At 71.1% G+C, this 25,381-nt stretch carries 19 protein-coding genes, 1 tRNA gene and 1 pseudogene; 12 read left to right on the plus strand and 9 right to left on the minus strand.

From position 1 onward, the window contains the following. Nucleotides 1–111 precede the first annotated feature (111 nt). Complete coding sequence (locus ACFYXK_RS28220; RefSeq protein ID WP_389413656.1) at nucleotides 112–2,808, plus strand: tetratricopeptide repeat protein; 2,697 nt, start codon at nucleotides 112–114, stop codon at nucleotides 2,806–2,808. Between the two features lie 67 nt (nucleotides 2,809–2,875). On the opposite strand, the gene ACFYXK_RS28225 is transcribed toward ACFYXK_RS28220, so the two are convergent. After that, nucleotides 2,876–3,337, minus strand: coding sequence for an NUDIX domain-containing protein (locus tag ACFYXK_RS28225; protein ID WP_389413657.1), 462 nt, complete (start codon nucleotides 3,335–3,337; stop codon nucleotides 2,876–2,878). Nucleotides 3,338–3,490: 153 nt separating this feature from the next. Further along, nucleotides 3,491–5,824 (minus strand): Orn/Lys/Arg decarboxylase N-terminal domain-containing protein, encoded by a 2,334-nt coding sequence (locus ACFYXK_RS28230; protein ID WP_389413658.1) that lies wholly within the window; start codon nucleotides 5,822–5,824, stop codon nucleotides 3,491–3,493. A 238-nt stretch (nucleotides 5,825–6,062) separates the two neighbouring features. Between ACFYXK_RS28230 and ACFYXK_RS28235 the strand changes: the two genes are divergently transcribed. Next, a tRNA-Met gene (locus tag ACFYXK_RS28235) sits at nucleotides 6,063–6,136 on the plus strand. A gap of 80 nt (nucleotides 6,137–6,216) precedes the next feature. On the opposite strand, the gene ACFYXK_RS28240 is transcribed toward ACFYXK_RS28235, so the two are convergent. The 3 genes and pseudogenes from ACFYXK_RS28240 to ACFYXK_RS28250 form a co-directional block, all read right to left on the minus strand. Continuing rightward, nucleotides 6,217–6,756 carry a GNAT family N-acetyltransferase gene (locus tag ACFYXK_RS28240; protein WP_389413659.1) on the minus strand — a complete coding sequence of 180 codons (540 nt, stop codon included), beginning with the start codon at nucleotides 6,754–6,756 and terminating at the stop codon, nucleotides 6,217–6,219. Nucleotides 6,757–6,781: 25 nt separating this feature from the next. Next, a pseudogene (locus tag ACFYXK_RS28245) lies at nucleotides 6,782–7,202 on the minus strand (GNAT family N-acetyltransferase). Nucleotides 7,203–7,251: 49 nt separating this feature from the next. Further along, a complete protein-coding gene (locus ACFYXK_RS28250) occupies nucleotides 7,252–7,890 on the minus strand; it encodes a hypothetical protein (RefSeq protein WP_389413660.1) in 639 nt (212 codons plus the stop codon). A gap of 279 nt (nucleotides 7,891–8,169) precedes the next feature. Here ACFYXK_RS28250 and ACFYXK_RS28255 point away from each other — a divergent pair, with 279 nt between their 5' ends. The 5 genes from ACFYXK_RS28255 to ACFYXK_RS28275 all read left to right on the plus strand — a co-directional run bounded on the left by ACFYXK_RS28255 (nucleotide 8,170) and on the right by ACFYXK_RS28275 (nucleotide 13,695). Continuing rightward, entirely contained in the window at nucleotides 8,170–9,786 is a 1,617-nt protein-coding gene (locus tag ACFYXK_RS28255; protein ID WP_389413661.1) for an MFS transporter, read from the plus strand. A gap of 244 nt (nucleotides 9,787–10,030) precedes the next feature. Then, nucleotides 10,031–12,319 carry a nitrate- and nitrite sensing domain-containing protein gene (locus tag ACFYXK_RS28260; RefSeq protein ID WP_389413662.1) on the plus strand — a complete coding sequence of 763 codons (2,289 nt, stop codon included), beginning with the start codon at nucleotides 10,031–10,033 and terminating at the stop codon, nucleotides 12,317–12,319. Continuing rightward, on the plus strand, nucleotides 12,316–12,738 hold the full coding sequence (locus ACFYXK_RS28265; protein ID WP_389413663.1) for a roadblock/LC7 domain-containing protein: 423 nt from the start codon (nucleotides 12,316–12,318) through the stop codon (nucleotides 12,736–12,738). The genes ACFYXK_RS28260 and ACFYXK_RS28265 overlap by 4 nt, the downstream gene beginning before the upstream one ends. Beyond that, a complete protein-coding gene (locus ACFYXK_RS28270) occupies nucleotides 12,678–13,109 on the plus strand; it encodes a DUF742 domain-containing protein (RefSeq protein ID WP_389413664.1) in 432 nt (143 codons plus the stop codon). The genes ACFYXK_RS28265 and ACFYXK_RS28270 overlap by 61 nt, the downstream gene beginning before the upstream one ends. Further along, nucleotides 13,096–13,695 (plus strand): ATP/GTP-binding protein, encoded by a 600-nt coding sequence (locus tag ACFYXK_RS28275; protein ID WP_389413665.1) that lies wholly within the window; start codon nucleotides 13,096–13,098, stop codon nucleotides 13,693–13,695. Before ACFYXK_RS28270 ends, ACFYXK_RS28275 begins: the two co-directional genes overlap by 14 nt. 46 nt (nucleotides 13,696–13,741) lie before the next feature. Here ACFYXK_RS28275 and ACFYXK_RS28280 read toward each other — a convergent pair whose 3' ends face one another. Next, complete coding sequence (locus ACFYXK_RS28280) at nucleotides 13,742–14,569, minus strand: alpha/beta fold hydrolase (RefSeq protein WP_389413666.1); 828 nt, start codon at nucleotides 14,567–14,569, stop codon at nucleotides 13,742–13,744. 78 nt (nucleotides 14,570–14,647) lie between these two features. Between ACFYXK_RS28280 and ACFYXK_RS28285 the strand changes: the two genes are divergently transcribed. Next, nucleotides 14,648–15,250, plus strand: a complete 603-nt coding sequence (locus ACFYXK_RS28285; protein ID WP_389413667.1) for a sigma-70 family RNA polymerase sigma factor — start codon at nucleotides 14,648–14,650, stop codon at nucleotides 15,248–15,250. Between the two features lie 19 nt (nucleotides 15,251–15,269). Here the strand turns inward: ACFYXK_RS28285 and ACFYXK_RS28290 are convergent, their stop codons facing one another. Both ACFYXK_RS28290 and ACFYXK_RS28295 read right to left on the minus strand, forming a co-directional pair. Continuing rightward, the gene (locus ACFYXK_RS28290) at nucleotides 15,270–17,693 is read right to left on the minus strand and encodes a SpoIIE family protein phosphatase (protein ID WP_389413668.1); all 2,424 of its coding nucleotides are present in this window, start codon (nucleotides 17,691–17,693) and stop codon (nucleotides 15,270–15,272) included. Continuing rightward, entirely contained in the window at nucleotides 17,690–21,709 is a 4,020-nt protein-coding gene (locus ACFYXK_RS28295; RefSeq protein WP_389413669.1) for a HAMP domain-containing protein, read from the minus strand. The genes ACFYXK_RS28290 and ACFYXK_RS28295 overlap by 4 nt, the downstream gene beginning before the upstream one ends. A 324-nt stretch (nucleotides 21,710–22,033) precedes the next feature. Here ACFYXK_RS28295 and ACFYXK_RS28300 point away from each other — a divergent pair, with 324 nt between their 5' ends. Continuing rightward, the gene (locus ACFYXK_RS28300; RefSeq protein WP_389413670.1) at nucleotides 22,034–22,411 is read left to right on the plus strand and encodes an ATP-binding protein; all 378 of its coding nucleotides are present in this window, start codon (nucleotides 22,034–22,036) and stop codon (nucleotides 22,409–22,411) included. 41 nt (nucleotides 22,412–22,452) lie between these two features. Here ACFYXK_RS28300 and ACFYXK_RS28305 read toward each other — a convergent pair whose 3' ends face one another. Then, nucleotides 22,453–22,800, minus strand: coding sequence for an STAS domain-containing protein (locus ACFYXK_RS28305; RefSeq protein WP_389413671.1), 348 nt, complete (start codon nucleotides 22,798–22,800; stop codon nucleotides 22,453–22,455). A 223-nt stretch (nucleotides 22,801–23,023) separates the two neighbouring features. On the opposite strand from ACFYXK_RS28305, the gene ACFYXK_RS28310 reads away from it, so the two are divergent. The 3 genes from ACFYXK_RS28310 to ACFYXK_RS28320 are packed head-to-tail and all read left to right on the plus strand — an operon-like array spanning nucleotide 23,024 to nucleotide 25,338. Continuing rightward, complete coding sequence (locus ACFYXK_RS28310; protein WP_389413672.1) at nucleotides 23,024–23,950, plus strand: SigB/SigF/SigG family RNA polymerase sigma factor; 927 nt, start codon at nucleotides 23,024–23,026, stop codon at nucleotides 23,948–23,950. Nucleotides 23,951–23,959: 9 nt separating this feature from the next. Beyond that, nucleotides 23,960–24,394: an STAS domain-containing protein gene (locus ACFYXK_RS28315; protein WP_389413673.1), complete on the plus strand. Its 435-nt coding sequence runs from the start codon at nucleotides 23,960–23,962 to the stop codon at nucleotides 24,392–24,394. Next, on the plus strand, nucleotides 24,391–25,338 hold the full coding sequence (locus ACFYXK_RS28320; RefSeq protein WP_389413674.1) for an anti-sigma factor RsbA family regulatory protein: 948 nt from the start codon (nucleotides 24,391–24,393) through the stop codon (nucleotides 25,336–25,338). Before ACFYXK_RS28315 ends, ACFYXK_RS28320 begins: the two co-directional genes overlap by 4 nt. Nucleotides 25,339–25,381 lie beyond the last annotated feature (43 nt).

A 25,381-nucleotide genomic window follows, 5' to 3' on the forward strand; every position in this document is an offset into this window, starting at 1 on the left:
GGGGCTCCTCGTCTCGTGCGTGGGCCGGCTGTCTCGATTCATTCCCTCCGCAGCTCACGGGCGGCTGATTCGTGCCATCATCCCGCTCCACATTGACTCCGGGGGGACAGGGTGTCGGTCCAGGCTCAGACCCGTCGCAAGCGGCTCCTGCTCGGGAGCGCCACCGCGCTCGCGGCCGTCGGGGGCATGACCGGGGACCTGATCTTCACCGAGCTGAAGGACGAGTGGGCGCTCGGCGCCTTCGGGGGCGCCGTCGCGGTCGTGGCCGGCCTGACCGCGTTCCTGTACCGCCACTCGGCGGACGACCTGGCCGTATCGGTACGGGCCGGGCTGGAAGAGCCCCACCAGCTCCCCGCGGAAAAGTTACTGGTGGGGCGGGAGGCGCTCAGCAGCAGCCTCATCGAGCGGCTCCGGGACGTGCCGGCCCCGACGGGCGGCACACTGCCCGCGAACCCGTCCGCCGGGCAGTGTGCCGTGACCGTCGTCCACGGCGCGGCCGGCACGGGGAAGACGGCCCTCGCCCTGCACGCGGCGCACCGCGTCAAGGAGCACTACCCCGACGGCCAGTTGTACGTCGACCTGAGAGGCGGCACCGCCACGCCGCGCGACAGCGGGGAGGTCCTGGAGCGATTCCTCCGGAACCTGGGGACGGCTCAGGAGGACATCCCCCGCAGCGTCGACGACCGCGCCACCCGCTTCCGCAGCCTCACGAACGCCATGCGCCTGCTGATCGTGCTCGACAACGCGCACGGCACGGAACAGATCCAGCCGCTTCTGCCCGTGGGGGCCGGGTGCTCGGTACTCGTGACGAGCAGGAGGAACCTGTCGGCGGGAAACATCACCAGGCGCCACCCGTTGAAGGTGGAACTCCCCGCCGAGGACCAGGCATTGGAGATCCTCAGCGCCTACGCGGGCCGGGAACGCGTCGCCGCGGAACCCGCCGCGGCCCTGGACATCGTGCAGTTCTGCGACCGGCTTCCGCTGGCGCTGCGCATCGTCGGAGGGAAGATCGGCTCACGGGAGGACCTGACGCTCCGACGGATGCGAGCGCGACTCGTGGACGAACGGGCGCGGCTGCAGGAGCTGGTCTTCGAGGGCGACAGCCTCCACGCATGCCTCTCCCTCATCCACCGGGACCTGCCGGACAGCGCGCGGCAGGCGTTCGGGCTCATGTCCTCGCTGCCCGTGGGCAGGCTGACCGACTGGCACGTCGGGCGGAGCCTGCCGAATCCGGCGATGGCGGGAGGGGTTTGCGACGAACTCGTCGGCGTGGGCCTGATGGAGGCCCGCAGGAGCGCCGACGACGCCGAGCCCTCCTACGGCCTCCACGACCTGGTGCGCGTCTTCGCCCGTGAGCAGTACAAAAGCCTGCCCCCGGACGAGCGCCGCAGTGCGGAGCAGCGTCTGGTCGGCGCCTACCGGGAAGCGGTCGTCTACCTGGCGGCGGGCCGGGCTCCGGAACTCGCTACCGGAGCACCCGACGAGCGGCCGGGAGACCTGGAGCGCGAGACGGCAGGATCCTGGGTGGCGGCGGAGAGCGAACGCATCCAGTGGGCGATCACCCGCGCCCGCCGCCTGGGCATGGAGCCGGAGGGAGCGGAGATCGCCGAGGGCCTGACGTACTTCCTCGACGATGTGAACCTGACCCCGGACTCCGCCCGGTGGCTCTTCGACCAGGGTGCCGAGCAGCGGACCAGGGTGGTCCGGAGCCTGCGTCGCGGCCGCGCGCTGGTCGCCCTGGGGAACGAGCTGCCCGACGCGGCCCTGGAGCTGTTCATGCCGGGCGGATCCCCTGATCCCGTCGTCACGTTGACGGCACGAGACCGGATGGTCGTCGCGCGCGCCCACGCGGCCAGGAGCGACTATCCGGCCGCCCTGGACCACATGACCACGGCCGTGGGCGAACTGCGCGCGGAGAACGACCTGTGGCACGTCCAGGTCTCACTGGAGAAGCTGGGCGAGTTCCAGCGGTGGCGCGGACAGCCCGAGAAGGCGGAGGAGAGCCAGCGGGAGGCACTGCGGCTGGCAGAGGGGTTCGGGGACAGGCGGGCACAGGCGCGCCTTCGGCGCACCCTGGCCGAGACGCTCGGATACCTGCGCAGGCCCGAGGAAGCCGCGCCGCTCCTGGAACAGGCGATCCGCGACTTCGGGGTCCTGAACGACAGGGTCTGGGAAGCCCGGAGCCAGTACGCGCTGGGCAAGATCTACCGGCTGCTCGCCCGCCGCCAGGACGCGCTGGAGGCGTACGAACGGGCCGAGGACATCCTGGGCCCCATGGGCGAGCGGCAGTGGATCGGCCGCATCGACAACGCGCGGATCCGTGTGTACGCCGGCATGGAGCGGTTCGACGACGCCTGGGCCTCGGCGCGGGCGGCCCTCGGCTTGTTCCGGCAGCTCGGGGACGACATGTGGTACGCCCACACCCAACGGGACGTCGGCCTGCTGCACCTGAGGCAGGGCCGGCCGGACGAGGCACTGGCACCCCTCACCGAGGCGATCGAGGTGACCCGGCGGGCCGGTGACGCGTACGCGGAGGCCATGGCCAGGCACCTGCGAGGTGTCGCCCATCGCGAACTGGGGCAGCCGGCCCGAGCGCGCGGCGACCTGGAGGCGGCACTGGCCATCTACCGGGGCGGGGCGTACGACTGGAACCGGGCGGTGGTCCTCCACGACCTGATCCGGGCACTGCGCGCCGACGGCGCGTCCGATGAGGCCGACCGCATGGAGTCCTCGGCGATCGCGACCAACCCGGCTTTCGCCCGGATGCCCGGCCGGGACGGCGCCCGGGCCATCCCGGACGAGGACTGACGGCCACGGCGTCGGCCCGTGCGCGTCGGCGCCGGCCGGGCGGACTGACAGTGCGCGGAGCGTGCGCCTACAGGGCGAGTTCGAGGTAGGCGGCGCGCTTGTTCTCACGTGCCGCGAGAGCCTCGCGCCATATGACGAGTGCGAAGGGCGGAATCATGCTGGGCGATATGTCTTCGGGCCGACAGAAACGGATCTCACCGATCTCCGACTCCTGGAGGGTGATGGCCTGCTGCTGCTCCGGGCTCAGCTGGGGACCGTCGAATACGTAGAAGACGTGCGAGCCTTCCGCCCTGGTCACCCAAGCGATCACGAGGAGATCGCCGATCTCGAGGTCCAGACCGATTTCCTCGCGGACCTCACGGCGCGCGGCCACGGTGGGCAGCTCACCCTCCTCCAAGTGGCCGCCGGGCAGGTTCCACCGCTCCTTGTAGACCGGGTTGACGATGAGCACCCTGCCCTGCTCGTCCCTGACGATGGCAGCGGCGGATGCAGTGGCCCTCACGCGGCCGCGGTCGACGGACGTGGTCATGAACGACTCCTGCAATGGGGGAATGACTGGATCGGGTCGCCGCGCGGAGGTGCGGGACATGCAGCCATGATCCAGTACGTGTCGCCGAAGCCCAGTGCCTCCCCCGCTCCCGCGGCACGGGCGAGGGGGAGGTCTGCCGGCGGGTCCTGCCCGTCAGGCGTCAGGCGTCAGGCGTACGCACTCGATCCGGTAGTCGCCGTTCTCCGGGTCGATCGTGACCCCGTGGGCCTCGCTGTGGAAGCCGGGGAAGGCGCGGTCGAAGCCCTCCAGCGCGCCCAGGTAGCGCAGCAGCGGACCGTCGGGGGCGCCGACGGACTCCCCGGGCATCAGCACCGGGATGCCCGGCGGCGTCACCGTGACCATCGCGGCCGCGACCCGCCCCGCGGCCTCGGCCAGCCGCAGGCGCTCCGTACCTCCCCGGATCAGCTGCTGGTAGCAACGCCGGGGCGGCGCGACGGGTTCCGGCAGCTGCTGGAAGGCCGTGTCGAGCGCAGTGATCAGATCGGCGCGGGTGAGGTGTTCATGCATGTCCTGGCACAGCCGGCCCAGGGTGGTGCCGGCGTACCGGCGCGGGAACTGCTCGACCAGACCGGGCAGGACCCGGTCGAGCGGCGCGTCCGCGTCGTACAGGGCCTTGAAGTCCATGAGGGCGTCCATCAGGGTGCCCCACTTGCCCTTGGTGATGCCCATGGAGAAGAGGACGAGCGTGGTGTAGCTGTCGGTCTTCTCCACGACGATGCCGCGGCCCGCCAGGTACGCGGTGAGGATCCGCGCGGGGATCCCCCAGGGCGAGGTCTCGCCGGTGGCCGTCACGCCGGGACAGGTCAGGGTCACCTTGACCGGGTCCAGCATGCAGTAGCCCTCGCCGAGGCCGGCGAACCCGTGCCAGTCGGCGCCGGGTTCGAGGTGCCAGCAGCCTGCCTCGCGGCTCAGCAGCGCCGGCGGGGCGTCGGCGAACGGGATGCGCTCGCCGGTGGCCGGGTCGGTGACGCTGTCGGGCTGCCACACGCCGAAGAACCAGCCGGGCCGGTCGCCCGCGGCGGCGATCCGGCGGCCGGTACGGACGACGGCCTGGCGGAAGCGGATCGCTTCGGTGATCGCCTCGTCGATCAGCCACTGGCCCTGAGCACCGTCCATCATGGCGGTGGCCACGTCCAGGGAGGCGATCGCCGGATAGAGCGCCGAGGTGGTGCCGTGCATCATGAACGCCTCGTTGAACCGTTCGTGTTCGACGGGGGCGCGGGGAGCCGACTTGACGTGGACCATGGCGCACTGCGAGAGCGCGGCCAGCAGTTTGTGGGTGGACTGCGTGGAGAAGACGGTGGGTCGCTCGGGCCCCTCGAACGTGTCGGGGCCCACGGCCATTCCGTAGCGCCCGGCGTACAAGGGGTGGAAGCGCGCGTAGGCGAACCATGCCTCGTCGAAGTGCAGGCGGGGGGTGCTGGGGGCGAAGGCCCGGGCCGCCGCGACGGTGTCGTAGCACAGGCCGTCGTACGTGGAGTTGGTGAGGACCGCGTACTGGGCTTCGGGCGACACCGCGCCCGCCGCGAGGGGGTTGCCCGCGATCCGGGCGGCGACCGCCGCCGCGTCGGTCTCGGCCGGGGGCAGCGGGCCGGCCAGGCCGTAGCCGTTGCGCGTGGGTACGAGGTAGACGGGGCGGGCACCGGAGATCACCAGGCCGTGCAGCACGGACTTGTGGCAGTTGCGGTCCACCAGCGCGATCTCGTCGGAGGTCACGCTGTAGTGCCCCACCATGCGGTCGGCCGTGGAGTCGCCGTGCAGGACGAAGTACGTACGGTCGGCGCCGAAGACGCGGGCGGCGTTGCGCTCCGCCTCACCGATCGGGCCGCTGTGTTCGAAGAGCGATCCCAGCTCACCGACCGAGATCGACAGGTCGCTGCGGAAGAGACGCTCGCCGTAGTAGTCGAAGAAGGCGCGTCCCGCCGGGGACTTCAGGAACGCGACGCCGCCCGCGTGCGCGGGGGTGTGCCAGGAGTACTCGTGGGCGTCGTCGAAACGGCGCAGGGCCTTGAAGAACGGCGGCAGGACGTCCGTATGGTACGCGCGGGCGGCGGTGGTCACCCGGCCGGCGATGAAGGCGGGCGTGTCCTCGAGGGGCCAGATGTAGCCGACCACCGCCTCGGAGACCCACAGGGGCAGGCGTTCGAGGTCCTGGTCGGACTCGTCGGCCATGAGGAGGAAGACGGGCAGGTCCTTGAAGCGGCGCGCGATGTCACGCAATACGTCGGCGCCACCCCCCTCCTCGGTGGCCCCGCGCCGACCGCGCGGAAGGTCCCATGCGACGACGGCGGCCGCGAGTCCCGCCTCCGTGTAGAGGGTGGCCCGGGCGTCACCGGCGCTGGCGGCCCAGCGCGTCTCCAGCCCCTTGTTCTCGATCTCCTTGGCGATCCTGCGCAGTTGCTCGGAACTCGCGCCGCCGCCCAAAGGGTCCTCCCGCAGGGCCAGCAGGACCGTACCGTTCGCCATGACGTCCGCCTTCGTGTGATGGAGGTGGGGGGTGGCGTCGTGGTGCCGCCGTGCCGACGGACCGCCAACCTGCGGCACAGTCTTCCGGCGGCCGCGGAAGATCGGCGATCTTCGACAGCTGCTTCACTCGCACGAAGCACGGTGGGGGCACAGAATTCCGAAGCGCCCGGCCTGGCGGCTCCCCGAGAGAAAGCCGGTCGAACACGGCCGGGCGGTGCCGTAGAGTGGGGTTCACCGACGCGGGGTGGAGCAGCTCGGTAGCTCGCTGGGCTCATAACCCAGAGGTCGCAGGTTCAAATCCTGTCCCCGCTACTGCTCAGAAGGGCCCGGATCCTGAAATGGATCCGGGCCCTTCTGCCATGTGGGTCACGGGGCCGTCGGCCCCGGCCTTGTCAGATGGGCGCCGCGTAGCACCGGAGGCCCACCCGCTGCTCCGGGCTCCATTGCTGTTCGACCGTGGCCAGCAGCTCCCAGCCGAGCCGCTCGTACAAGGCTGCCGCCGCAGCATCGGATGCCACCACGTCGAGCACCGGATGCAGACCGCGATCCCGTGCCTCTGCGACGGCCTGCGCCATCAGCAGTGCGCCGATCCCGAGGCCGCGGGCCGACGGGGCGACGAACAGCCGGCTGACCACAGCGGTCGCATCGTGACTCACCCCTGCGCGAGCGCTCCACAGCCCAGGCGCCACGTCCCCCGCGTCACTCCGGGACAAGCCGACATGACCGGCGATGCGGCCGCCCAGTTCCGCCACCCACGCAACGGTGAGCGCCGGCGGCGTGAGCCATGCGTGTGGGGCGTCGGGCCAGTTCACCGGATAGCCGTCGCACTCATGGACCTCTGCCAACACCCGCACGCAGTCACCGAGATCGCGATCAGTCCGATGCCGGACGGTTGGGGACGCACTTTCGCCTGCCACGCTGTCGCTCTTCACCGCGGCATGGAACCACAGCCCCCCGTCACGTCAACGGGCGTGTGAGCCATACCACTTCACCGCTGTCTTCCGTGGAAACGTGATCCCGCTCGAACCCGAGCGAGCACCGCGCCGGCCGCCTCGGTGGCATAGCCGTGCCCGTGTGCGCGCTGGAACAGCTCGTACGCGATTTCAGGCTCCTCCACGGTGGTGCGGCCGATGATCAACCCGCAATAGCCGATGAAGTCGCCTTCGTCGCGGCGCTGGATGGGCAGGAGGGCGATCCCCGTCGTCTCCGTTGCGGAGAGCAGCTTCGCGATGGCCGTCCGGGTGTGTTCGACCGTGGGCGTCCCGTTGCCGCGTTCGGAGAGCAGGGCGCGGAACTCGGGCGCGTCCGACTCGGCCCACGGCCGCAGTATCAGGCGCTCGGTTTCAAGGTGGAACGACATCGTCTCGTACGTGGACATGCCCCTACTCTGCCCCCCCCGGCACCGCATAGAGCTCACCCCGCAGCCCCTAACCGCCGCTCGACGGGGACCCGTCCCGGTCGGTCTCCAACTCCCTCTCCAGGCGCTTCCGGGCCGCCCTGAGCCGCTGGCCGAGGTCCACGAGGTCGGGGAACTCGTCGAGGACGCCCAAGTCCTGGCGCAGGGCATGGCGCAGGAGCCAGACGGCCTGCGCCAGTGGCGTTCGGAACCACGTCTCCGCCCGGCTCCACGCATCCTGGTGGCCGGCGTGGGCCGGCGGAAGCATCCTGACCAGCCTGTAGCCCAGGCTCAGGCAGTGGTTGACTTCCGAGGCGATGTTCAAGGCGCGGCCCGGCAGCACCATCTGGGCCTGGGCGTACTGGTCGCGGTAGAAGGTGCGTGCCGTCTCCAGGGCGGATCCGTCGGCGCTCTCGCCACGTTTGAGAGCGAGGACGAGGTCGTAGCCAGCCGTACGGTAGGCGCGGGCCGCGGAGTTGAGTACCGCGTACATGTCGCGCCTGCGCTGCAAGTCGCCCTCGTCACGGTCCTGCCGGAGCTGGAGCTGCGCGCGCTCGGCCGCCTCCGCCAGTTCCTGACGCCGCGCCCACTGGGCGAGCAGCGGCGCCACCATCGTCCCGGTCACACCCACCGCGGCGACCACGACGGCCGTCAGATCGGCGCTTGCCATGTGACCCCTCCCCCGTTCCCACGACGGCTCGGCCACAGGAGCCGGCGTCGTTCTCGGATGAGCCCATGGATGCCCTGCTCGTACCGCACTTAGGCCGTCTGTTCGGGCCCGTGCCGGCCCGCGCCGCCCATGTCACCGACCCCGAGGAGGAACGGATCCTCGACAGGGGCGGCGCGGCGCACCGCCTCTGTGGCAGTGGGCGATGTCCAATGGAGGCGATGTGCGGCGAGGCGGACCAGGCAGGACTCTCGCGAAGCCCAATTTTGCCCGGAGGTCTTCATGTCGGAAAGCGGCGCGCCTCGGGTCGACGCTCCGCGCGAGGCCCCGGCCCGCGCGTCGCTCGTCCTGGCGTCCCTGATCATCGTTGCCGCGGTGGCCAACCTGAACCTGTCGGTGGCCAACGTGGCCCTGCCCGCGATCGGGAAGGCCTTCGACTCGTCACAGACCACGCTGAACATGATCGCCGTGGGGTACTCCCTCGGCCTGGCCGCATCGGTGCTCTACCTCGGGGCGGTCGGCGACCGTCACGGGCGCAAGATGCTGCTGCTCCTCGGCATCGCGCTCTCCATCCCCGCCTGTCTGCTCGCCGCTTACGCGCCGAACGACACCGTCCTCGTGGCGGCCCGGGTCCTCGGAGGACTCTCGGCCGGCATGGCCTACCCGACCACCCTCGCGCTCATCACCGCCCTGTGGGCGGGGCCGGGGCGCACGAAGTCGATCGCGCTGTGGTCGGCTCTGGGCGGAGGCATCTCCATGCTCGGGCCGGTGGCCGCGGGCGCGCTGCTCCAACACTTCTACTGGGGGTCGGTGTTCCTGATCACCCTGCCCCTCGCCCTGGTCGCGCTGGTCATGGCTCTGCTGTTCATCCCCGCACACGCCAACGAGTCGACCGAACCGGTGGACAACCTCGGCGGCATCCTGTCCGTCCTCATGGTCGCGGGACTCATTCTGGCCATCAATTTCGCCGCCGTCCCCAACCAGGAGGCGCTGGTCGTAGGGCTCGCTGTGATCGCCCTCGCTGCCGGAGCGGCGTTCTTCTGGCGTCAGCGCCGGGCTCCCAACCCGTTGTACGACCTCCACATCGCCGGCCGGCGAACCTTCTGGGTCGCTGCCTGCGCGGGAATCATCGTGTTCGGCTCCCTGATGGGGTCGGCGTTCGTCAGCCAGCAGTACCTGCAGAACGTGCTCGAGTACGACGCCGTCGCAGCGGGGGCCGCCATCCTGCCCCTCGTCGTGATGATGGTCATCGTGGCACCGCGGTCCGCGAAGCTGGTCGAGTCACACGGCGCCCGCACGACTCTGCTGATCGGGTATGTGTTCCTCTTCCTCGCCTTCGGCTGGATGCTGCTGTTCTGGGGCGAGCACAGCAGCTACTGGCAGATCGGCCTTGCCTACGTGTTCACCGGCATCGGCGTCGGCTTCGCCGGGACGCCCGCGTCGCACTCGCTGACAGGGTCGGTGCCCGTGCGCAGGGCAGGTATGGCCTCGGGCACCGCGGACCTGCAACGGGATCTCGGTGGGGCCATCATGCAGTCCATCATGGGCGTGCTGCTCACCGCCGGCTACGCCTCGGCCTTCAGCTCGGCGATCGCCGCGTCTCCCGAGAGCAAGGACGTGTCGGACCAGGTCCAGGGCGAGCTGACGAAGTCGTTCGCGTCCGCCGAGCAGGTCGCCCAGCAGCACCCCCAGTACGCCGACCAGATCGTCGCGGCGTCGCGCCAGGCGTTCCTCGACGGCGACGACTGGGCGTACACCGCCGGCCTCACCGCGATCGCACTGGGGGCGCTGCTGGTCTTCTTCATGTTCCCGCGCCCGGACGCCGAGCAGGAGCTCCTTCGCCGCTACCACGCCGAGGACTCCGAGTCCGCCGCCGGGGGGACATCTCGGCGCCGGTGAGGTATCGGCCCCTTACCACGCATCAGCAGGGAAGTAAGCTCTCCGTTTATTCGGACTGGCTGGATATGATCGGCACCCTCACCCCACGGGGCCGCGTCGGCAGTTCCCCCATGCCCTCTCCCGAGGACTGTGCTCAACCGTCCGTGGTCCCCCGTTCTGCCGCTCCCGAGGACCGATGCCTCCGATGGAACCCGAAGGTCCACCGAGCCCGCCGCCGCCGGCCGTTCGGCGCCGCCGCCGCACCGTGCGCCTCCGTACGATGCTGGTCTGCCTGGCCGTCGTCCCGACCGTGGCGATGGCCGCCCAGGTGACCGTGACCGCCCAGCGGTTGCTGGCCCAGTCCGAGCACCTGCGCGCCGACGTGGAAGCCGGCGAGCGCATCGGCGTACCCCTGGTCGGGCTCATGACCCAGCTGCAGGCGGAGCGTGCGATGACGGCGGCGCGGTGGGCGGGCGGCTCCGTCCCCGACGAGGGCCTGCGCGAGCAGCGGGCGGCAACGGACCGTGCGGCGGCCGAGTTCCGGCGGGTCTCGGGCATCGGCGACAGCGGCGGTGCGCAGCCTTCGGGGCAGACCGGCGGCCATCTCGACGAGGTGGGCGTCCGGCTCGACCAGCTGACCGCGTACCGCAAGCGCGCCGATGCCCACAGCGGCAGCGCCGAACAGGTGGTCGGCTACTACACCGGTACGGTCGGAGACATCATCCGTGCGTACCAGGATGAATTCAGCCACGCGGAGGACGCCGAACTCTCCCAGGAGAGCAGGCCCGCCGTCGCCCTGTACTCCGCGGCCGAGATGGTCGCGCGCGAGGACGCGCTCCTCGCGCTCGCCGGGCCGTCCAAGGAGCTGGCCTCCACCGGTTTCTCGGAGCTGCTCGAAGCCGTCGGCACCCACCGGTACCTGTACGACACCTGGATCGTGCCGTACCTGTCACCCGCGGAACAGGACTCGTACGACAAGCTCACCGCCTCGGATGCCTGGCGCACCAAGATCCGCATTGAGAACGCCGTGGTCAGCAACCACCAGGACACCGCGTCCGGGGCGAAGCTGCCGGCCGATGTCGGCGGCTGGCGTGCCGCGCACGAAGCGTTCGCGCCGCAGTTGGCCGCACTCAACGCGGACCGGTCGCGAAGCGTGCTCGCGCACGCCGAAGCGAAGGCCTCCGACCTGGAGACCGAGGTGTACTGGCTGGTCGGGGGCAGCGGCGGCGCCCTGCTGCTGGTCACCGGGGTCGTGGTCCTCACCACGCGGTCGGTGCTGCGCAGGCTGAACCGCCTGCACACCCGTACGGTCGCCATCGCCGAGCAGACACTGCCCGAGGTGGTGGCCCGGCTCCAGCGCGGGCAGGCCGTCGACGCCGAGGCGCTGCCGACCGTGGGCGGGCACCAGGACGAGGTCGGGCGGATCAGCGACGCCTTCGCCCGGGTCGTCGCCGTGTCCGTCGAGGGACACCGGGAGCTCGCGGCCGAACGGCACGGTTTCGGCCTGTTCGCCTCGGGCATCGCCTCACGCACCGGAAACCTCGTCAGCCGCCAGCTGAGCCTGACCGAGGACATCCAGGACGCCTTCGGCCACGACGAAGCGCTCCTGGCCCAGTTGATGCGGTCCGACCAGTTGACGGTGGGAATGCGGCGCCAGATCGAGAACCTGCTCATCCTCGCCGGTGGCGAGATCCCGGACCCGCACACCGAACCCATGCGCCTCGCCGACTTGCTGCGAGAAGCTGCCGCAGAGGTCGAGGACTTCCGGCGGATCGAGCGCCAGGCGCTGGACGAGGCGAGCGTGCAGCCGCACGTGATCAGTCAGATCAGCCACCTGCTGGCGGAGCTGCTGGACAACGCGACCCGGTTCTCGCCGCCGCGGTCGAAGGTGGTCGTACGCGCCGAACTGGCGGCGGACGGGCTGTCGATCGAGATCGAGGACCGCGGACCGCGTGTGGCGGCCGCCGGGTACGAGGAGATGAACCGGCGACTGCACACGGCGCCGCCGTACTCCGTCCTCGCGGAGAACGCGCACCGGCTGGGCCTCTTCGTGGTGGGCCACCTGGCCGACCAGCTCCAGGCCCGGGTCACGCTGCGGCGCTCGGTGTACGGGGGGACGGCGGCCGTGGTGATCCTGCCGAGCGAGCTGCTCGCGCCGACCGAAAGGAAGGCCGAACGGAAGGGCGAGCGGGTGCCGGTGCCTGCGGCGGAGCCCGGGCCGGCCACCGACCGGGATCCGGAGCCGGCCGCCGTGCTCACGCCCGTACCGGGGCCCGCCCCCGAGGTCCGGCCGGTCCCCGCCCCCATGCCCGTACGGCTGCCGACCGGGCGGGCGCTGCCCGCTCGCTCCGGATCCGGCGGCGGCGGCGCGCGGCCGGCCCTGCCCGAGCGCGTCCCGCAGACCCACCTCACCCGGCAACTCCGCGTGCCCCACGCCCCGGAGCCGGACGCGGACCGGGACTCGGCGACACCCGAAGAGGTGGCCGACGCCTGGGCGGACTATGAAGAGGGGACCCAGAAAGTGGAAGCAGAGCTCAGACAGGATCAGCCATGACCACGACAACCAACGACATGATCTACAGCGTCCTGGACAACAACCTGAGCAGGATCGCCGGCATCCAGGGAGCCGTCCTCCTGTCCAACGACGGGATCAAGCTCAGTGCCTACCTGCTGGAGCGGGACCAGGCGGAGCGCATCGCGGCCGCGTCCTCCGGTATCGCCGCCACGATGAAGGCGATATCGAGGGAGGTCGGCGGCGGCGGGGTCATCCGCCAGCTGGTGGAGATGAACGACCGCTACCTCTGCATCGTCGGATGCGGTGAGGGCAGCACGCTCATCGTGGTGACCTCCCGCAAGGCACGGCTCGGAGAGCTGGGGGGCGAGGCGGTGCGCACCGCCCAGGCGCTCGGCGAATGGCTGGGCACCCCCGAGCGCACGCCGGCGCCGACGTCGACACCGGCGCCGACCTCGTAATGCCGGACGAGCCGCAGCGCCGAAGCCTCCGCCGGACCCGGCTGTACGCCTTGACCGACGGGCGTACGGCCGCCGCTCCGCAGACCGTCCTCACCATGGACACCACGATCGTGGGGGCGGTCACCGAGGACGAGGCCCTCAGCGGCCTGCCCACCGAATGGCGGACCATCCTGGCCCTGTGCGCGCCGTCGGGCGGACTGGCGGTCGCCGAGATCGCCGCGCGGATGCACATGCGCCTCACCCCGATGACGCTTCTGCTCGGCGAACTCGCGGACCGCGGGCTCATCCACCACCGCCCGCCCCTGGAGGGCGCCGAGACCACCAATGTCCACCTGCTCATGAAAATCAGGGACAACCTTGCCCGGATATGACACCTCAGATGCTCCCGTCCAGGAGGCGTCCCCTGTCAAGATCCTCATTGCCGGTGGATTCGGAGTCGGCAAGACGACTCTGGTCGAGGCGGTCTCCGAGATCGAGCCGCTGCGGACGGAGGAGCGCCTCACGAGCGCGGGAGTCGGGGTCGACGACCTCGACGGCATCGAGTCCAAGACACTGACCACCGTGGCGATGGACTTCGGCCGGATCACCCTCGCCGACGCCGGAGTCGTCCTCTACCTGTTCGGCACACCCGGCCAGGAGCGGTTCTGGTTCATGTGGGACGACCTGCTGAACGGGGCCCTGGGGGCACTCGTACTCGTCGACACGCGGCGTCTGGACCGCGGCTTCCCGGCCATCGACTTCTTCGAGAGCCGGGGCCTGCCGTTCGTGATCGCCGCGAACTGCTTCCACGGCGAGCAGCCGTACACCGCCGAGGAGATCGCCGCCGCACTGCACCTGCGCGACCCGGCCACGCCCGTCCTCCTGCTCGACGCCCGCTCCCGTACGGACGCCCGCGACGCCCTGCTGACCCTGCTCGACGTGGTCATCGCCGAGGCGCGGACCGCGGCGAGCGCCTGATCGGGCATCAGGAGAGGCGCCTGCGGCAGCGGGCGCGAACAGGTCCTCAGCCGAGGAATGCCGCAGCCGTCGCCACGAAACGGTCGGCGTCGTCGACCCAGGGATAGTGGCCTGCTCCTGACTGCAGGACGAGCGTGGCATCGGGGAACAGCGCCGCGAACCGGGCCATCGCGGCAGGCGGGCTGTTCAGGTCGAACTCCCCCGCGAGCAGCAGGACAGGGGTCTGCCAGGCGCCGAGGGCGGCACGCGTCGGCTCCGGAGCGAAGGCCCCCTCCGCCCCGAAGAGAGCGACGGCCTCGTCATTGCCCGGCCGGGCGGTCGCCTGGTGCCGGTGCGCCTCGGTGTCCCACCGGCCGTAGAAGAAGGGGTTGATGGCGTCCCAGTCGGTGCCCGTGCCCTGGGTGATCGCCTCCAGGGCACTGAACGCCGCCGGGAACCAGGGCTCGTTCTGCCGGCGCTGCGCGAGCTCTCGCCTCATGTCCCCGGGGATGGGCAGGCCGACCGCTCGGGTACCTGGGGTGATCAGGGCGAGCTTGCGGACCCGCTCCGGGTGCCGGACCGCGTACTGGATCACCAGGTTCGCACCGGCGGAGTGGCCGAGCAGATCCATCCGGGGGAGGCCGAGGTGTTCACGCAGGGCCTCGACATCGTCGACGAGGCGGTCGCAGCGGTAGGAGGAGGCGTCCTCGGGAATCGCGGACCGGCCGGTGCCGCGAAGGTCGAGGACGATGAGGCGGCGGTGTGCGGACAGGCCGCCGAGGTCGCCGAGGTAGAGGGAGTCCGCGGGACCGCCCGGGATGCAGACGAGGGGGTCCCCTTCGCCGTGGGTGCGGTAGGCGAGCCGGGTTCCGTCGGGCGCGGTGAAAGTAGGCATGACACTGGATCATGCCAACCACAACCAAGTTGTACAACCGGGTTATGAAGGCGGGGTGGCTTCGTGTATAACCGAGTCATGGAAGGCGAAGTGACCACACATCAGCAGCCCGAGGCCCTCACCGAGCAACAGGCCGAGCGGATGCTCGCCGTCATGAACGAGGTCATTCGCGCCGGCGAGGAGATGCGCAGGCTGCGCGCCGAGATGATCAAGGTGTTCCTCGGCTTCGGCTGGACCCAGGACAAAATCGCCCGGCTCACGGACATGAGCCAGCCCGCCGTCTCCAAGCAGGTGACGAAGGCCAAGGCCGACGCACCTGAGGCTCCGATGGGACTCGCCCTCGACCAGTACGACGTCCCCTGGCTGGAGGGACGCCTGTGGGGCCTTGCCGAGGAGATCTCCGAGACCCTCGACACGGCCCGCTGCACGCGCTACGTCCACGCCCTCGCCCGAGGGAAGAAGCGCCTCACACCCCAGAACGTCGACGAGTTGCGGCGCCTCGTCGAAGAGGACCTGAAGCTCCACCCCCAGGAGTGCCCGAGCGCCTTCCGGCATGCGTACGACGAGATCAGCCGTGCCCTCGACGTTCCCGCCAAGGCCGCCGCCTCCCCCGCGCCGGCCTCGGTGCGCCGCGCCCTCGCCTGTCAGGTCCAGCGCGACCGGCTCAGGAACGCCACCTGACCCGACCCGGCCGCGGACGTCAGCCGACCTGGATGCCGATCAGGCACGTGTCGTCGTCCGTGTCGGACCGGCTCTCGGCGAGGAGCCGGTCCAGCTGCCCGTCGAGATCCCCGGCTCCGGCGCCCGCCGCGTTCACGAGATGGCGGAGCGAGTCCTGCACCGAGGAGTCCCGACGCTCCACCAACCCGTCCGTGAACATCAGCAGGGTGTCATCCGGTTCGAGCTGCACCTCCCGCTCGACGTACGTGACGTCGGGCAGGGCTCCGAGGAGCAGGCCCTCGATGAGGGGGAAGGCGTCGGCCTCTCCCCCGCGGACGAGTACGGGCGGCAGATGGCCCGCGCGCGCCCAGCGCATCACCCTGGTGTTCGGGTCGAAGAGGCCGCAGACGGCGGTGGCCGTCACGTGCTTGGCCAGGTGATGGGTGACCGTGTTCAGCCAGGACAGCAGCTGGGCAGGGCCCGCACCCGTCACGGCCAGGCCGCGCAGGGCGTTGCGCAGCACGACCATGCCGGTGGCCGCCTCGATGCCGTGACCGGCGACGTCACCCACGGACAGCATGATCAGCCCGGAGGGCAGCACCACGGTGTCGTACCAGTCGCCGCCGACGAGCGACTCGGTCTCCGCCGGCCGGTAGCGGACGGCGACCCGCAGGCCCGGGGCCTCGACGGCCTGCGGGGTGGGGGGCATGATGGCGTGCTGGAGCTGGAGGGCCAGCCGGTTGCGTTCGGCGGACTCGGCCTCGGTGTGGGCGAGCTGGTCCCTGGTCGCGGCCAGCGCGACCTCGGTCCAGTGCTGGGCGGAGATGTCCTGGTAGGCGCCGCGCACGGCGTACAGCCGCTGGTCCGCGTCGAGGACGGGCTCGGCAACGACCCGGATGTGACGGGTGATTCCGTCGGGCCGCTGGAGGCGGAGATTGACCGACGCGGGACGGCGGTGGCGGAGCACCGCCCGCAGGAAGCGGCCGAGGGCGGCGGAGTCGTCCGGGTGGGCGTAGCCCGGCAGCTCCTGGAGCCGTACCGGGGGCGCGGTGGCCGGGAGTCCGTGCAGCGCGTAGAGCTGCGCGTTCCACGTGGTCTCTCCGGTGGCCAGGTTCTCCTCGAAACCGCCGATCCGGCCCAGGCGCTGGGCGTGCTGGAGGAGGTTGGCCAGCCGGGCCGTCTCGTCCTCGATCCGCCAGATGAGCAGGACGGCGGCGCCGTGACGGCTGACGCTGATGTCGGCGACCGAGGTGAGCGGGATCTGGTCGACGAGCGCGGTCAGGCTCATGCGTTCGGCTCTGAACGGCTCGCCCGTCGCGTGCACGCGCTCGATGATGTCGAACAGCCCGCTCTCCCCGGCGGCCGTCGGATAGGCCTCCAGCAGCAGGGCGCCGTTGACGTCGCCGCGCGGCCGTCCGACCGGGTCGACGAACCGGCTGCCGGCGTGCCGGATCCGGAAGTCGCTGAGGCGGCCCTCGGGATCGAGGACCGGGGTGAGCACCACGGCGGGGTCCTGGAGTCCCTCGGCGAGGTCGATGAGCTCCGCGACGTCCGGGAGCACCGTCTCGGTGGTCGTGAGGTCGCGCGGGGGCGAGGCGTCCATGGTGTGGGCGCACAGGTCGGCGAGGGCCTCGACCTGGCGCTCGATCTGCGGTGGCTGCGGTGCCAGGGGCTGCGGCCAGCAGATCTCGAGGACGCCGTGGATCCGTCCGCCCGTGCCCGTGGGTACGGCCATCCGTCCGCCGTCGGGCCACTGGAGGTGGCCGATCGAGGGCAGCCCTTCGCGTGTGAGGCTGGCGAGGGTGACCAGTCGGCGCTCCTGCAGGGCCAGGCGGGCGACGGTGGACACCCCCGGGGGTACGTGGCGCCAGCGGTCGGCCTCCCCGGGGCGGAATCCGGCGTGACCGGCGAGGGCCAGCGAGCCGTCGGGCACCGCGGTCCACACGGCGACGGCGACCGCTCCCAGCGGGCCCAGGGCGTTCGTCAGGAGGGACTCGGCCACTGCCTGGGTGTCGGCGGCTGCGGCGAGCACGCCGCTCTCGGCGGTGCGCAGCCGGACCGACACCGCGGAGTGCTGCTCTGCCGGGTCGCCGGCCGCACCGGCGCGCTCGACGAACTCGGCGGCGATCTCGCTGACGTGGTCCCGGGACGCCTGGTTGACGATGTCGGCGGCGAGTTCGAGGGGGGACATCCCGCTGTCGCGGCACAGTACGTCGAGCTGCCGTGCCGCCGCGGCCGGGGTGCAGTGCAGTTGCCCTATCAGAATGCCCTTGGCCAGTTCGATCAGGGCCCGGCCGTCGGCGGCCGCCTGCGCCTCCAGCACCTCCCGGCGCAGCCGTTCGACCGTGGCGACGAGGCGCCCCAACGGGGTCGGCGCCTGGTGCGGGACGGCGCGCGCGGGCCGGTCGCCGACCGGCGCGCGCTGCGGGCGCACATCGTCGTGCTGCTGCGTGTCGCCGGTCATCGCGTGAGCCAGTGCCGGACGCGGGCGATGAGGTCGTCGGCATCCACCGGCTTGGTCACGTAGTCGCTGGCTCCCGCGGCGAGGCTCTTCTCCCGGTCCCCGGGCATCGCCTTGGCGGTGACCGCGATGATGGGCAGGCCCTTGTACGCCGGCATCCGCCGGATCTCCGCGGTGGCGGCGTAGCCGTCGAGTTCGGGCATCATCACGTCCATCAGGATGAGGTCGACACCCGTGTTGTGGGTGAGGGCGTCGATGCCCTTGCGGCCGTCCTCGGCGTGGAGCACGTGCATGCCGTGCAGTTCCAGGATCCCGCTGAGGGCGAAGAGGTTGCGTGCGTCGTCGTCGACGACGAGGACGGTGCGTCCGGCCAGGTCGCCGTCGAGCACGTGGGCGGGCTGCTGCCGCTCCGTGGCGCCGTGTCCGGGGGGCAGCACGTCCCCCGGCTGCTCGGCGGAGAGGTGGAGCGCGATGCGTTCCCGCAGCTCGTCCAGACTGGACAGCAGTTCCACGTGGCGTGATGCGGACCGTTCCCGCAGGGTCTCCTCCTGGCCCGTTCTGACCCGGGGGTTGTTGTGGACGAGGACGGGGAGCGAGGAGAGGGCCGGGTCCCCGTCGAGCGCGTCGAGGAAGTGCAGCGCTTCGCCGTCGGGCATGTCGAGTTCCAGGACGACGCAGTGGAAGGGGTCGGACGCCAGGGCGGCGGCGGCCTCGCGCGAGCTCGTGGCGTTGACCACCTGGATCCCGCCGCGCTCCTCCGCCGCCTCATGGCGGGGCGCGAAGTCCCGGGCGGCGCTTTCGGCGACGAGGGAGAGCAGCCCGTTCGGCCGTTCCTCCATGACCAGCAGGCGGCGGGCCCGCCGCTGCGCCGGGAGCGCGGGCGTGCCCGGGCGGCCCGGAGCGGCCGCCCCGGACGTGCCGCCGGGCGGGAGCGGCACAGGAGCGTCGGTACGGGGGGCGTCCTCGTAGTCGGCGCGGCTGACCGGCAGGTAGAGGGTGAAGGTACTGCCCTGGCCGGGTGTGCTTTCCGCGACCACGGCCCCGCCGAGGAGCTGGGCGATCTCGCGGCTGATGGACAGGCCGAGGCCGGTCCCGCCGTACTTGCGGCTGGTGGTGCCGTCGGCCTGCTGGAAGGCCCCGAAGACGGACTCCAGCTGCTGCTCGGGGATGCCGATGCCCGTGTCCCGAACGCGGAAGGCCAGTATGGGCCCGCGTCGGGGAAGACCGGCGGGGATCTCGGTGGCCGTCGCCGGTTCGACACGGAGCTCGACGCCGCCGCGCTCGGTGAACTTGACGGCGTTGGACAGCAGGTTGCGCAGGACCTGGCGCAGCCGCGAGTCGTCGGTGAGCAGGTCGTCGGGGGCGCCCGGGGCGGTGGTGACGGTGAAGTCGAGGCTCTTTTGCGTGGTCATCGGCCGGAAGGTGGCATCGACGTACTCGAGCAGCTGGGGCAGGTCCACCCGCTCGGGATTGACGTCCATCTTTCCGGCCTCGACCTTCGACAGGTCGAGGATGTCGTTGATCAGCTGGAGCAGGTCCGAACCGGCCGAGTGGATGATGCCCGCGTACTCGACCTGCTTGGGGGTGAGGTTGCGCGCGGGGTTCTGTGCCAGCAACTGGGCCAGGATGAGGAGGCTGTTGAGCGGGGTGCGCAGTTCGTGGCTCATGTTGGCCAGGAACTCGGACTTGTAGGTGGAAGCCAGTGACAACTGCTGTGCGCGGGTCTCCAGTTCCTGCCGGGCCTGCTCGATCTCCAGGTTCTTGGCCTCGATGTAGCTGTTCTGGCTGGCGAGGAGGGCGGCCTTCTCCTCCAGCTCCGCGTTGGAGCGCTGGAGTTCCTCCTGCTGGACCTGGAGTTCCTCCGAGCGCGCCCGGAGTTCGCCGGCCAGCCGCTGGGACTCGCCGAGGAGCTCGTCGGTCCTGGCGTTGGCGACGATCGTGTTGACGTTGGCGCCGATGGTCTCCATCAACTGGGTGAGGAAGTCGCGGTGTACGGGCGTGAAGGCGCTGAAGGAGGCGAGTTCGATCACCCCCAGGACCTGGTCGTCCACCACGATCGGCAGGATGATCAGGCTGCCCGGGGTGGTGTGGCCCAGCCCGGAGGAGATGACGTAGTCGCCGGGGACCTGGTCGGTGGCGATGATGCGGTGGCTGCGGGCCGCCTGCCCGACGAGGGACTCGCCGAGGGTGAACCGGGTGCCCACCTCGGCGTCCGCGGGACGGCCGTAGGAACCGACGAGGGTGAGCACGGTACCGCCGGGGCGGTCCTCGGCGAGGTAGAAGGCGCCGTACTGGGCGGCCACGAGCGGCGTCAGTTCGTCCATGACGAGTTCGGCGACGGCGGCGAGGTCCCGGTGGCCCTGCATCAGGCCCGAGATGCGGGCCAGGTTGGACTTGAGCCAGTCCTGCTCCTGGTTGGCCCGGGTGCTCTCGCGCAGCGAGCCGACCATGGAGTTGATGTTGTCCTTGAGTTCGGCGACCTCGCCCGAGGCGTCGACCGTGATCGAGCGGGTCAGGTCGCCCTCGGCGACCGCGCTGGCGACCTCGGCGATGGCCCGGACCTGGCGGGTCAGGTTGCCGGCCAGCTCGTTGACGTTCTCCGTCAGGCGCTTCCAGGTGCCGGAGACGCCCTCGACCTCGGCCTGCCCGCCGAGCCGGCCCTCGCTGCCGACCTCGCGGGCGACCCGGGTGACCTCGGCGGCGAAGGCGGAGAGCTGGTCGACCATCGTGTTGATCGTGGTCTTCAGCTCCAGGATCTCCCCGCGGGCGTCCACGTCGATCTTCTTGGACAGGTCGCCGTTGGCGACGGCCGTCGTGACGAGGGCGATGTTGCGGACCTGGCCCGTGAGGTTGTTCGCCATGGAGTTGACGTTGTCGGTGAGGTCCTTCCAGGTGCCCGCGACATTGGGCACCTGTGCCTGGCCGCCGAGCCGGCCCTCGGTGCCGACCTCGCGCGCCACCCGCGTCACCTCGTCGGCGAACGCGGACAGCGTGTCGACCATGGTGTTGATGACGCCGGCCAGCGCGGCGACCTCGCCCTTCGCCTCCACCACGATCTTCTGCGAGAGGTCCCCGCGGGCGACGGCGGTGGCCACCTGGGCGATGGACCGCACCTGTCCGGTGAGGTTGGAGGCCATGACGTTGACGTTGTCGGTGAGGTCCTTCCAGGTGCCGGAGACCCCGCGTACGGTGGCCTGGCCGCCCAGGTTGCCCTCGGTCCCCACCTCGCGCGCCACACGTGTGACCTCGTCGGCGAACGCGGAGAGCTGGTCGACCATCGTGTTGATGGTCTCCTTCAGCTCGAGGATCTCCCCGCGCGCGTCCACCCGGATCTTCTGCGTCAGATCGCCCTGGGCCACGGCGGTGGTGACCTCGGCGATCGAGCGCACCTGGGCGGTCAGGTTGTCGGCCATGACGTTGACCGATTCCGTCAGGTCCTTCCACGTACCGGAGACGCCCTTGACGTCCGCCTGACCGCCGAGCCTGCCCTCGGTGCCGACCTCACGGGCCACCCGCGTGACCTCCCCGGCGAACCCCGAGAGCTGGTCGACCATCGTGTTGATGGTCTCCTTCAGTTCCAGGATCTCCCCGCGTGCGGTGACGGTGATCTTCTGTGAGAGGTCGCCCTTGGCCACGGCGGTGGCGACCTGCGCGATGGAACGCACCTGGGCGGTGAGGTTTCCGGCCATGAAGTTGACCGAATCCGTGAGGTCCAGCCAGGCGCCCCCGACTCCCGGTACGTCGGCCTGGCCGCCCAGTGTCCCCTCGGTGCCCACCTCGCGGGCCACCCGCGTCACCTCGGAGGTGAACAGCGACAGCTGGTCGGCCATCCCGTTGAAGACGGTGGCGATCTCCCCGAGCAACCCGTCGGCCGTATCCGGCAGCCGGGTACGGAAATCCCCGTCCCGCACGGCTGTCAGTCCGGCCAGCAGCAGGCGCAGCTCCGGTTCGCCGATCCCGCCCTCGCCCGGCAGCCCCGACGACCTGCCCAGTGATTCCGTGACCGTCCGCTCAGCCATCCGCCAACCTCACTCTAGGAAACGACCGTGCCGGCGCGCGGGACAGGAACTCGGCACGCGAGCGCACCGGATCCCGTGGCCCGGGCGCAGGTTCCGCTTTCGCCGCGCGGCCGGCCGATGAAGGCTATCGCCGCCGAACGGACCACTAGGCACGGACGACCAGTCTGAAGCAGCGATTCCGCACAGTGGTGCGCAAGCCGCGGGGTGTTTGCGAAAGCGGCGGGTAGACGAACCGGTGACGAACAACACATCGGACGAAGTGGGGTGAGGGCATTGGCGGTCAAGGCAGTGGGCTGGGCACGTTCGTTTCCGATTTCGAGGGGGGTGCGGGCGGCACGGCAGTGGACCGCCGTGCACCTGGCGTCGCTGCCGTGGAACAACTGGGCTGCGGACACGGTGCATTCGGTGCTCCTCAGCGTCTCCGAGCTCGTCACGAACGCCCACCTGCACGCGGCCGGCACGGCTCATCTCGTCCTCACGTGGGACGGTGTGTGCCTCCATGTGAGCGTCGCCGACTCCGATCCCCGCCTGCCCAGCCCGCGGGAGAGCGATGCCGAGGCCGATGCCGGCGCCACGTCCGGCCGGGGGCTGGGCATCGTCACCACACTGGCCGACTCCTGGAACGTCCACTCATGCCACGGCGGCAAGGCGATCACGGCCTGCTTCCGCCCCCGCGGCGGACCCGGCCCCCACGCCGGCTGACGACCGCCCGGGCCGAGCCGCTCCGCGCCGAGCCGTGCCGGTCACGACTCGCCGAGGGCGTCCTCGACGGTCGGGTACAGGGAGAGGACCGTATCGGCGCCGGTCAGGGCGAACAAACGGCGCAGCTGCTCGCAGGGGGCGGCGATCCGCAGCGTGGTGAGGTGGTGCAGCCGCAGCAGCAGGTTCAGGAACGACGAGTCGCCGAAGGTGACGGAGCCAGCGTCCAGCACCACCAGCCGGTGCTGATCCGCTGCAGAGACGAGCGCCTCCTCGAGCGGGGCCAGCGTGTCCTGGTCGAGTTCCCCTTGCGCGGCCACCACCCACCCGGCCCCGGCCGGGTAGCTCTCGCCGACCACGCCTTCGTGGTACGCGTCCCGTGCTCCGGTCATGTCCGCCTCCCCGTGTCGTCGCCAGTACGGCCTCCGCAAGGGAGTATGCCTGCTCACCGACCGTACGGGGGACGCCGAGACCGCGGCACGCGCACAGGTGGCCGAGACCGCCTCCCCGGCCGGGAGGCGGATCCGAGAGATGCGACAAGGTCCTGTGTAAGACCGCGAAGTCCGGGCAGGAGCGCCCAGGCAGCCGTCAGTCAATCGGGAGGGAACGGCCACCATGTCTCGCTCGGCCACCGCCGTAAGCCCCATGCCTGCAACAGACGCGCAGATCACGCCCGCTCCGGTCGGCGTCGTGGGAGCCCCCTCGCAGGACGTGGACCTGTTCCACGTGGAGAACGCCCGCGAGATGGCGCCCGCCGACGCACGCGAACTCTCGAAGGTCTTCTTCGCGAGGCTCCGCTCCTTGGAAGAGGGCACGCGCGAGTACCAGTACGCCCGCAACACGCTGATCGAGATGAACCTCTCCCTCGTGCAGTTCGCGGCGCGGCGTTTCCGCACCCGCGCGCTGGGCGGCAGTCTGGACATGGACGACATCATCCAGGTGGGGACCATCGGCCTCATCAAGGCCATCGACCGCTACGACCCGGAGCGCGGGGTCGAGTTCTCCACCCTCGCCCTCCCCTACATCACCGGTGAGATCAAGCGGTACTTCCGCGACACCACCTGGGCCGTCCACGTCCCCCGCCGACTCCAGGAACTGCGTACGGAGCTCGCCAAGGCCCGGGAGGCGCTGACCGAGGTCCTGGGCCGGGCACCGACGGTCAAGGAGGTCGCCCAGCACCTCGAACTCACCGAGGAACAGGTCATCGACGGGCTGGTCGCCGCGAACGGCTACACGAGCGGCTCCCTGGACACCGCCGCCGCCGAAGGCGACGAGCCGTCGACGACGAGCCGGACGACTCGGCCGCTGGCGGACCAGCTCGGTGAACTCGACCCCGCCATGGAACTCTTCGAGGAGTTCCACACCCTCGCACCCCTGCTGGAGCAGCTGGACGACCGCGACCGGCTGATCCTGCAACTGCGCTTCGGCCAGGAGAAGACCCAGGCGGAGATCGGCGCCGAACTCGGCATCACACAGATGCAGGTCTCGCGTCTGCTGTCGCGGACCCTGACCCGGCTGCGTGCCGGAATGCTCCCGGCGTAGGCAGCCGGCATGCCCTCCCCCGGCCGGCACGACCGGTCCGTCCCGCCCGACGGTGCCCACGCGCTCTACGACGACGTGGTGTGGGCGGACGCGGTCGTGCGGTGTGCGACCACAGGGACGAGCCCGGATGCGGCGCCGACGCTGACCGCCCGGCCGCTGCGCGACCGCCCCGGCGCCCTGCTGAGCGGCAGCTGCGACCTCGACACACGGCCGATCCTCCGCGCGGCGCTCGGCGTCGTCACCCGGATCCCCGGCCCGGTCGTCCATCTCGATCTCTCCGCCGTGGCCTTCCTCGACACGGCGGCGGTCGCCGCGCTGTTGCAGGCCGCCGCCACCGTGACCGGGCAGGGGCGCCGCCTGCTGCTCCACCACCCGCCGTACTCGCTCCGCAAGGTAGTGGAACTGTTCCCGGACGAATGTGCCGCGCTGGAGGTCGCAGCATGATCAACCTTCCTGCGCCCGCAGCCCCCGGGGCCTTCGTCCACCCCGCCCTCTTCTACCAGGGGCAGGAGGAGTACCTGGCAGGGGTGGGAGGGTTCGTACGTGCCGCCCTCGCGGCCGACGAGCCGGTGCTCGTGGCCGTACCCGGCCCACGGCTGAGCGCTCTGCGCGAGAGCTTCGGCGCCGGCACGGCCGAGGTCACCTGGACGGACATGACGCAGTTGGGCCGCAACCCCGGCCGGATCCTGGCCGCCTTGCAGGATTTCGCCGACCGGCACGCGGGCCGCCCGGCCCGGATCGTGGGCGAGCCGATCTGGCCCGGCCGCTCGGAGGCCGAGGTGCTCGAGGCCACGCGCCACGAGGCCCTGATCAACACCGCCTTCGCGGGGCGGCGGGCCACCGTCCTGTGCCCCTACGACGTCCTGGGCCTGCCGGCCTCGGTGGTGTCCGATGCCCGGCGTACACATCCCACCTTGATCGAGAAGGGCAAGGACCTGCTCAGCCCGGACTACGCGGACGCCCCGTCGGTCTGCGCCGACTGCGATCACCCCCTGCCCGAACCCGACGGCGGTGCGCCCTGGCTCGAGTACGCCCACGGGGACCTGGGCGAGGTGCGCGACCACACAGAGGCCTGGGCCCGGGGCACGGCCCTGAGCGCGGCGCGGCGCGGCGATCTGATCCTCGCGGTCAGCGAGGCCGCCGCCAACTCCCTGTCCCACGGGGGCGGGAGGGGGGCGCTCCGGCTGTGGAGCACCGGCGCCGGGATCGTGGCCGACATCCGCGACGGCGGTCACCTGGCCGACCCGCTGGCGGGGCGTCGCCGGCCCTCCCTGGCGTCGGCCAACGGCGGCCGCGGTCTGTGGATGATCCATCAGCTGTGCGATCTGGTCGAGATCCGCGCCTCGTCCAGTGGGCTCACTCTGAGACTGCACATGGCCACCCTTTGAAGCCGGAGCTCCCCTAGACTGTCGCGGGCACGCGCGTTGTCCC

Origin of the sequence: Streptomyces sp. NPDC002209 (assembly GCF_042890265.1) — a bacterium.
GTDB lineage: Bacteria > Actinomycetota > Actinomycetes > Streptomycetales > Streptomycetaceae > Streptomyces.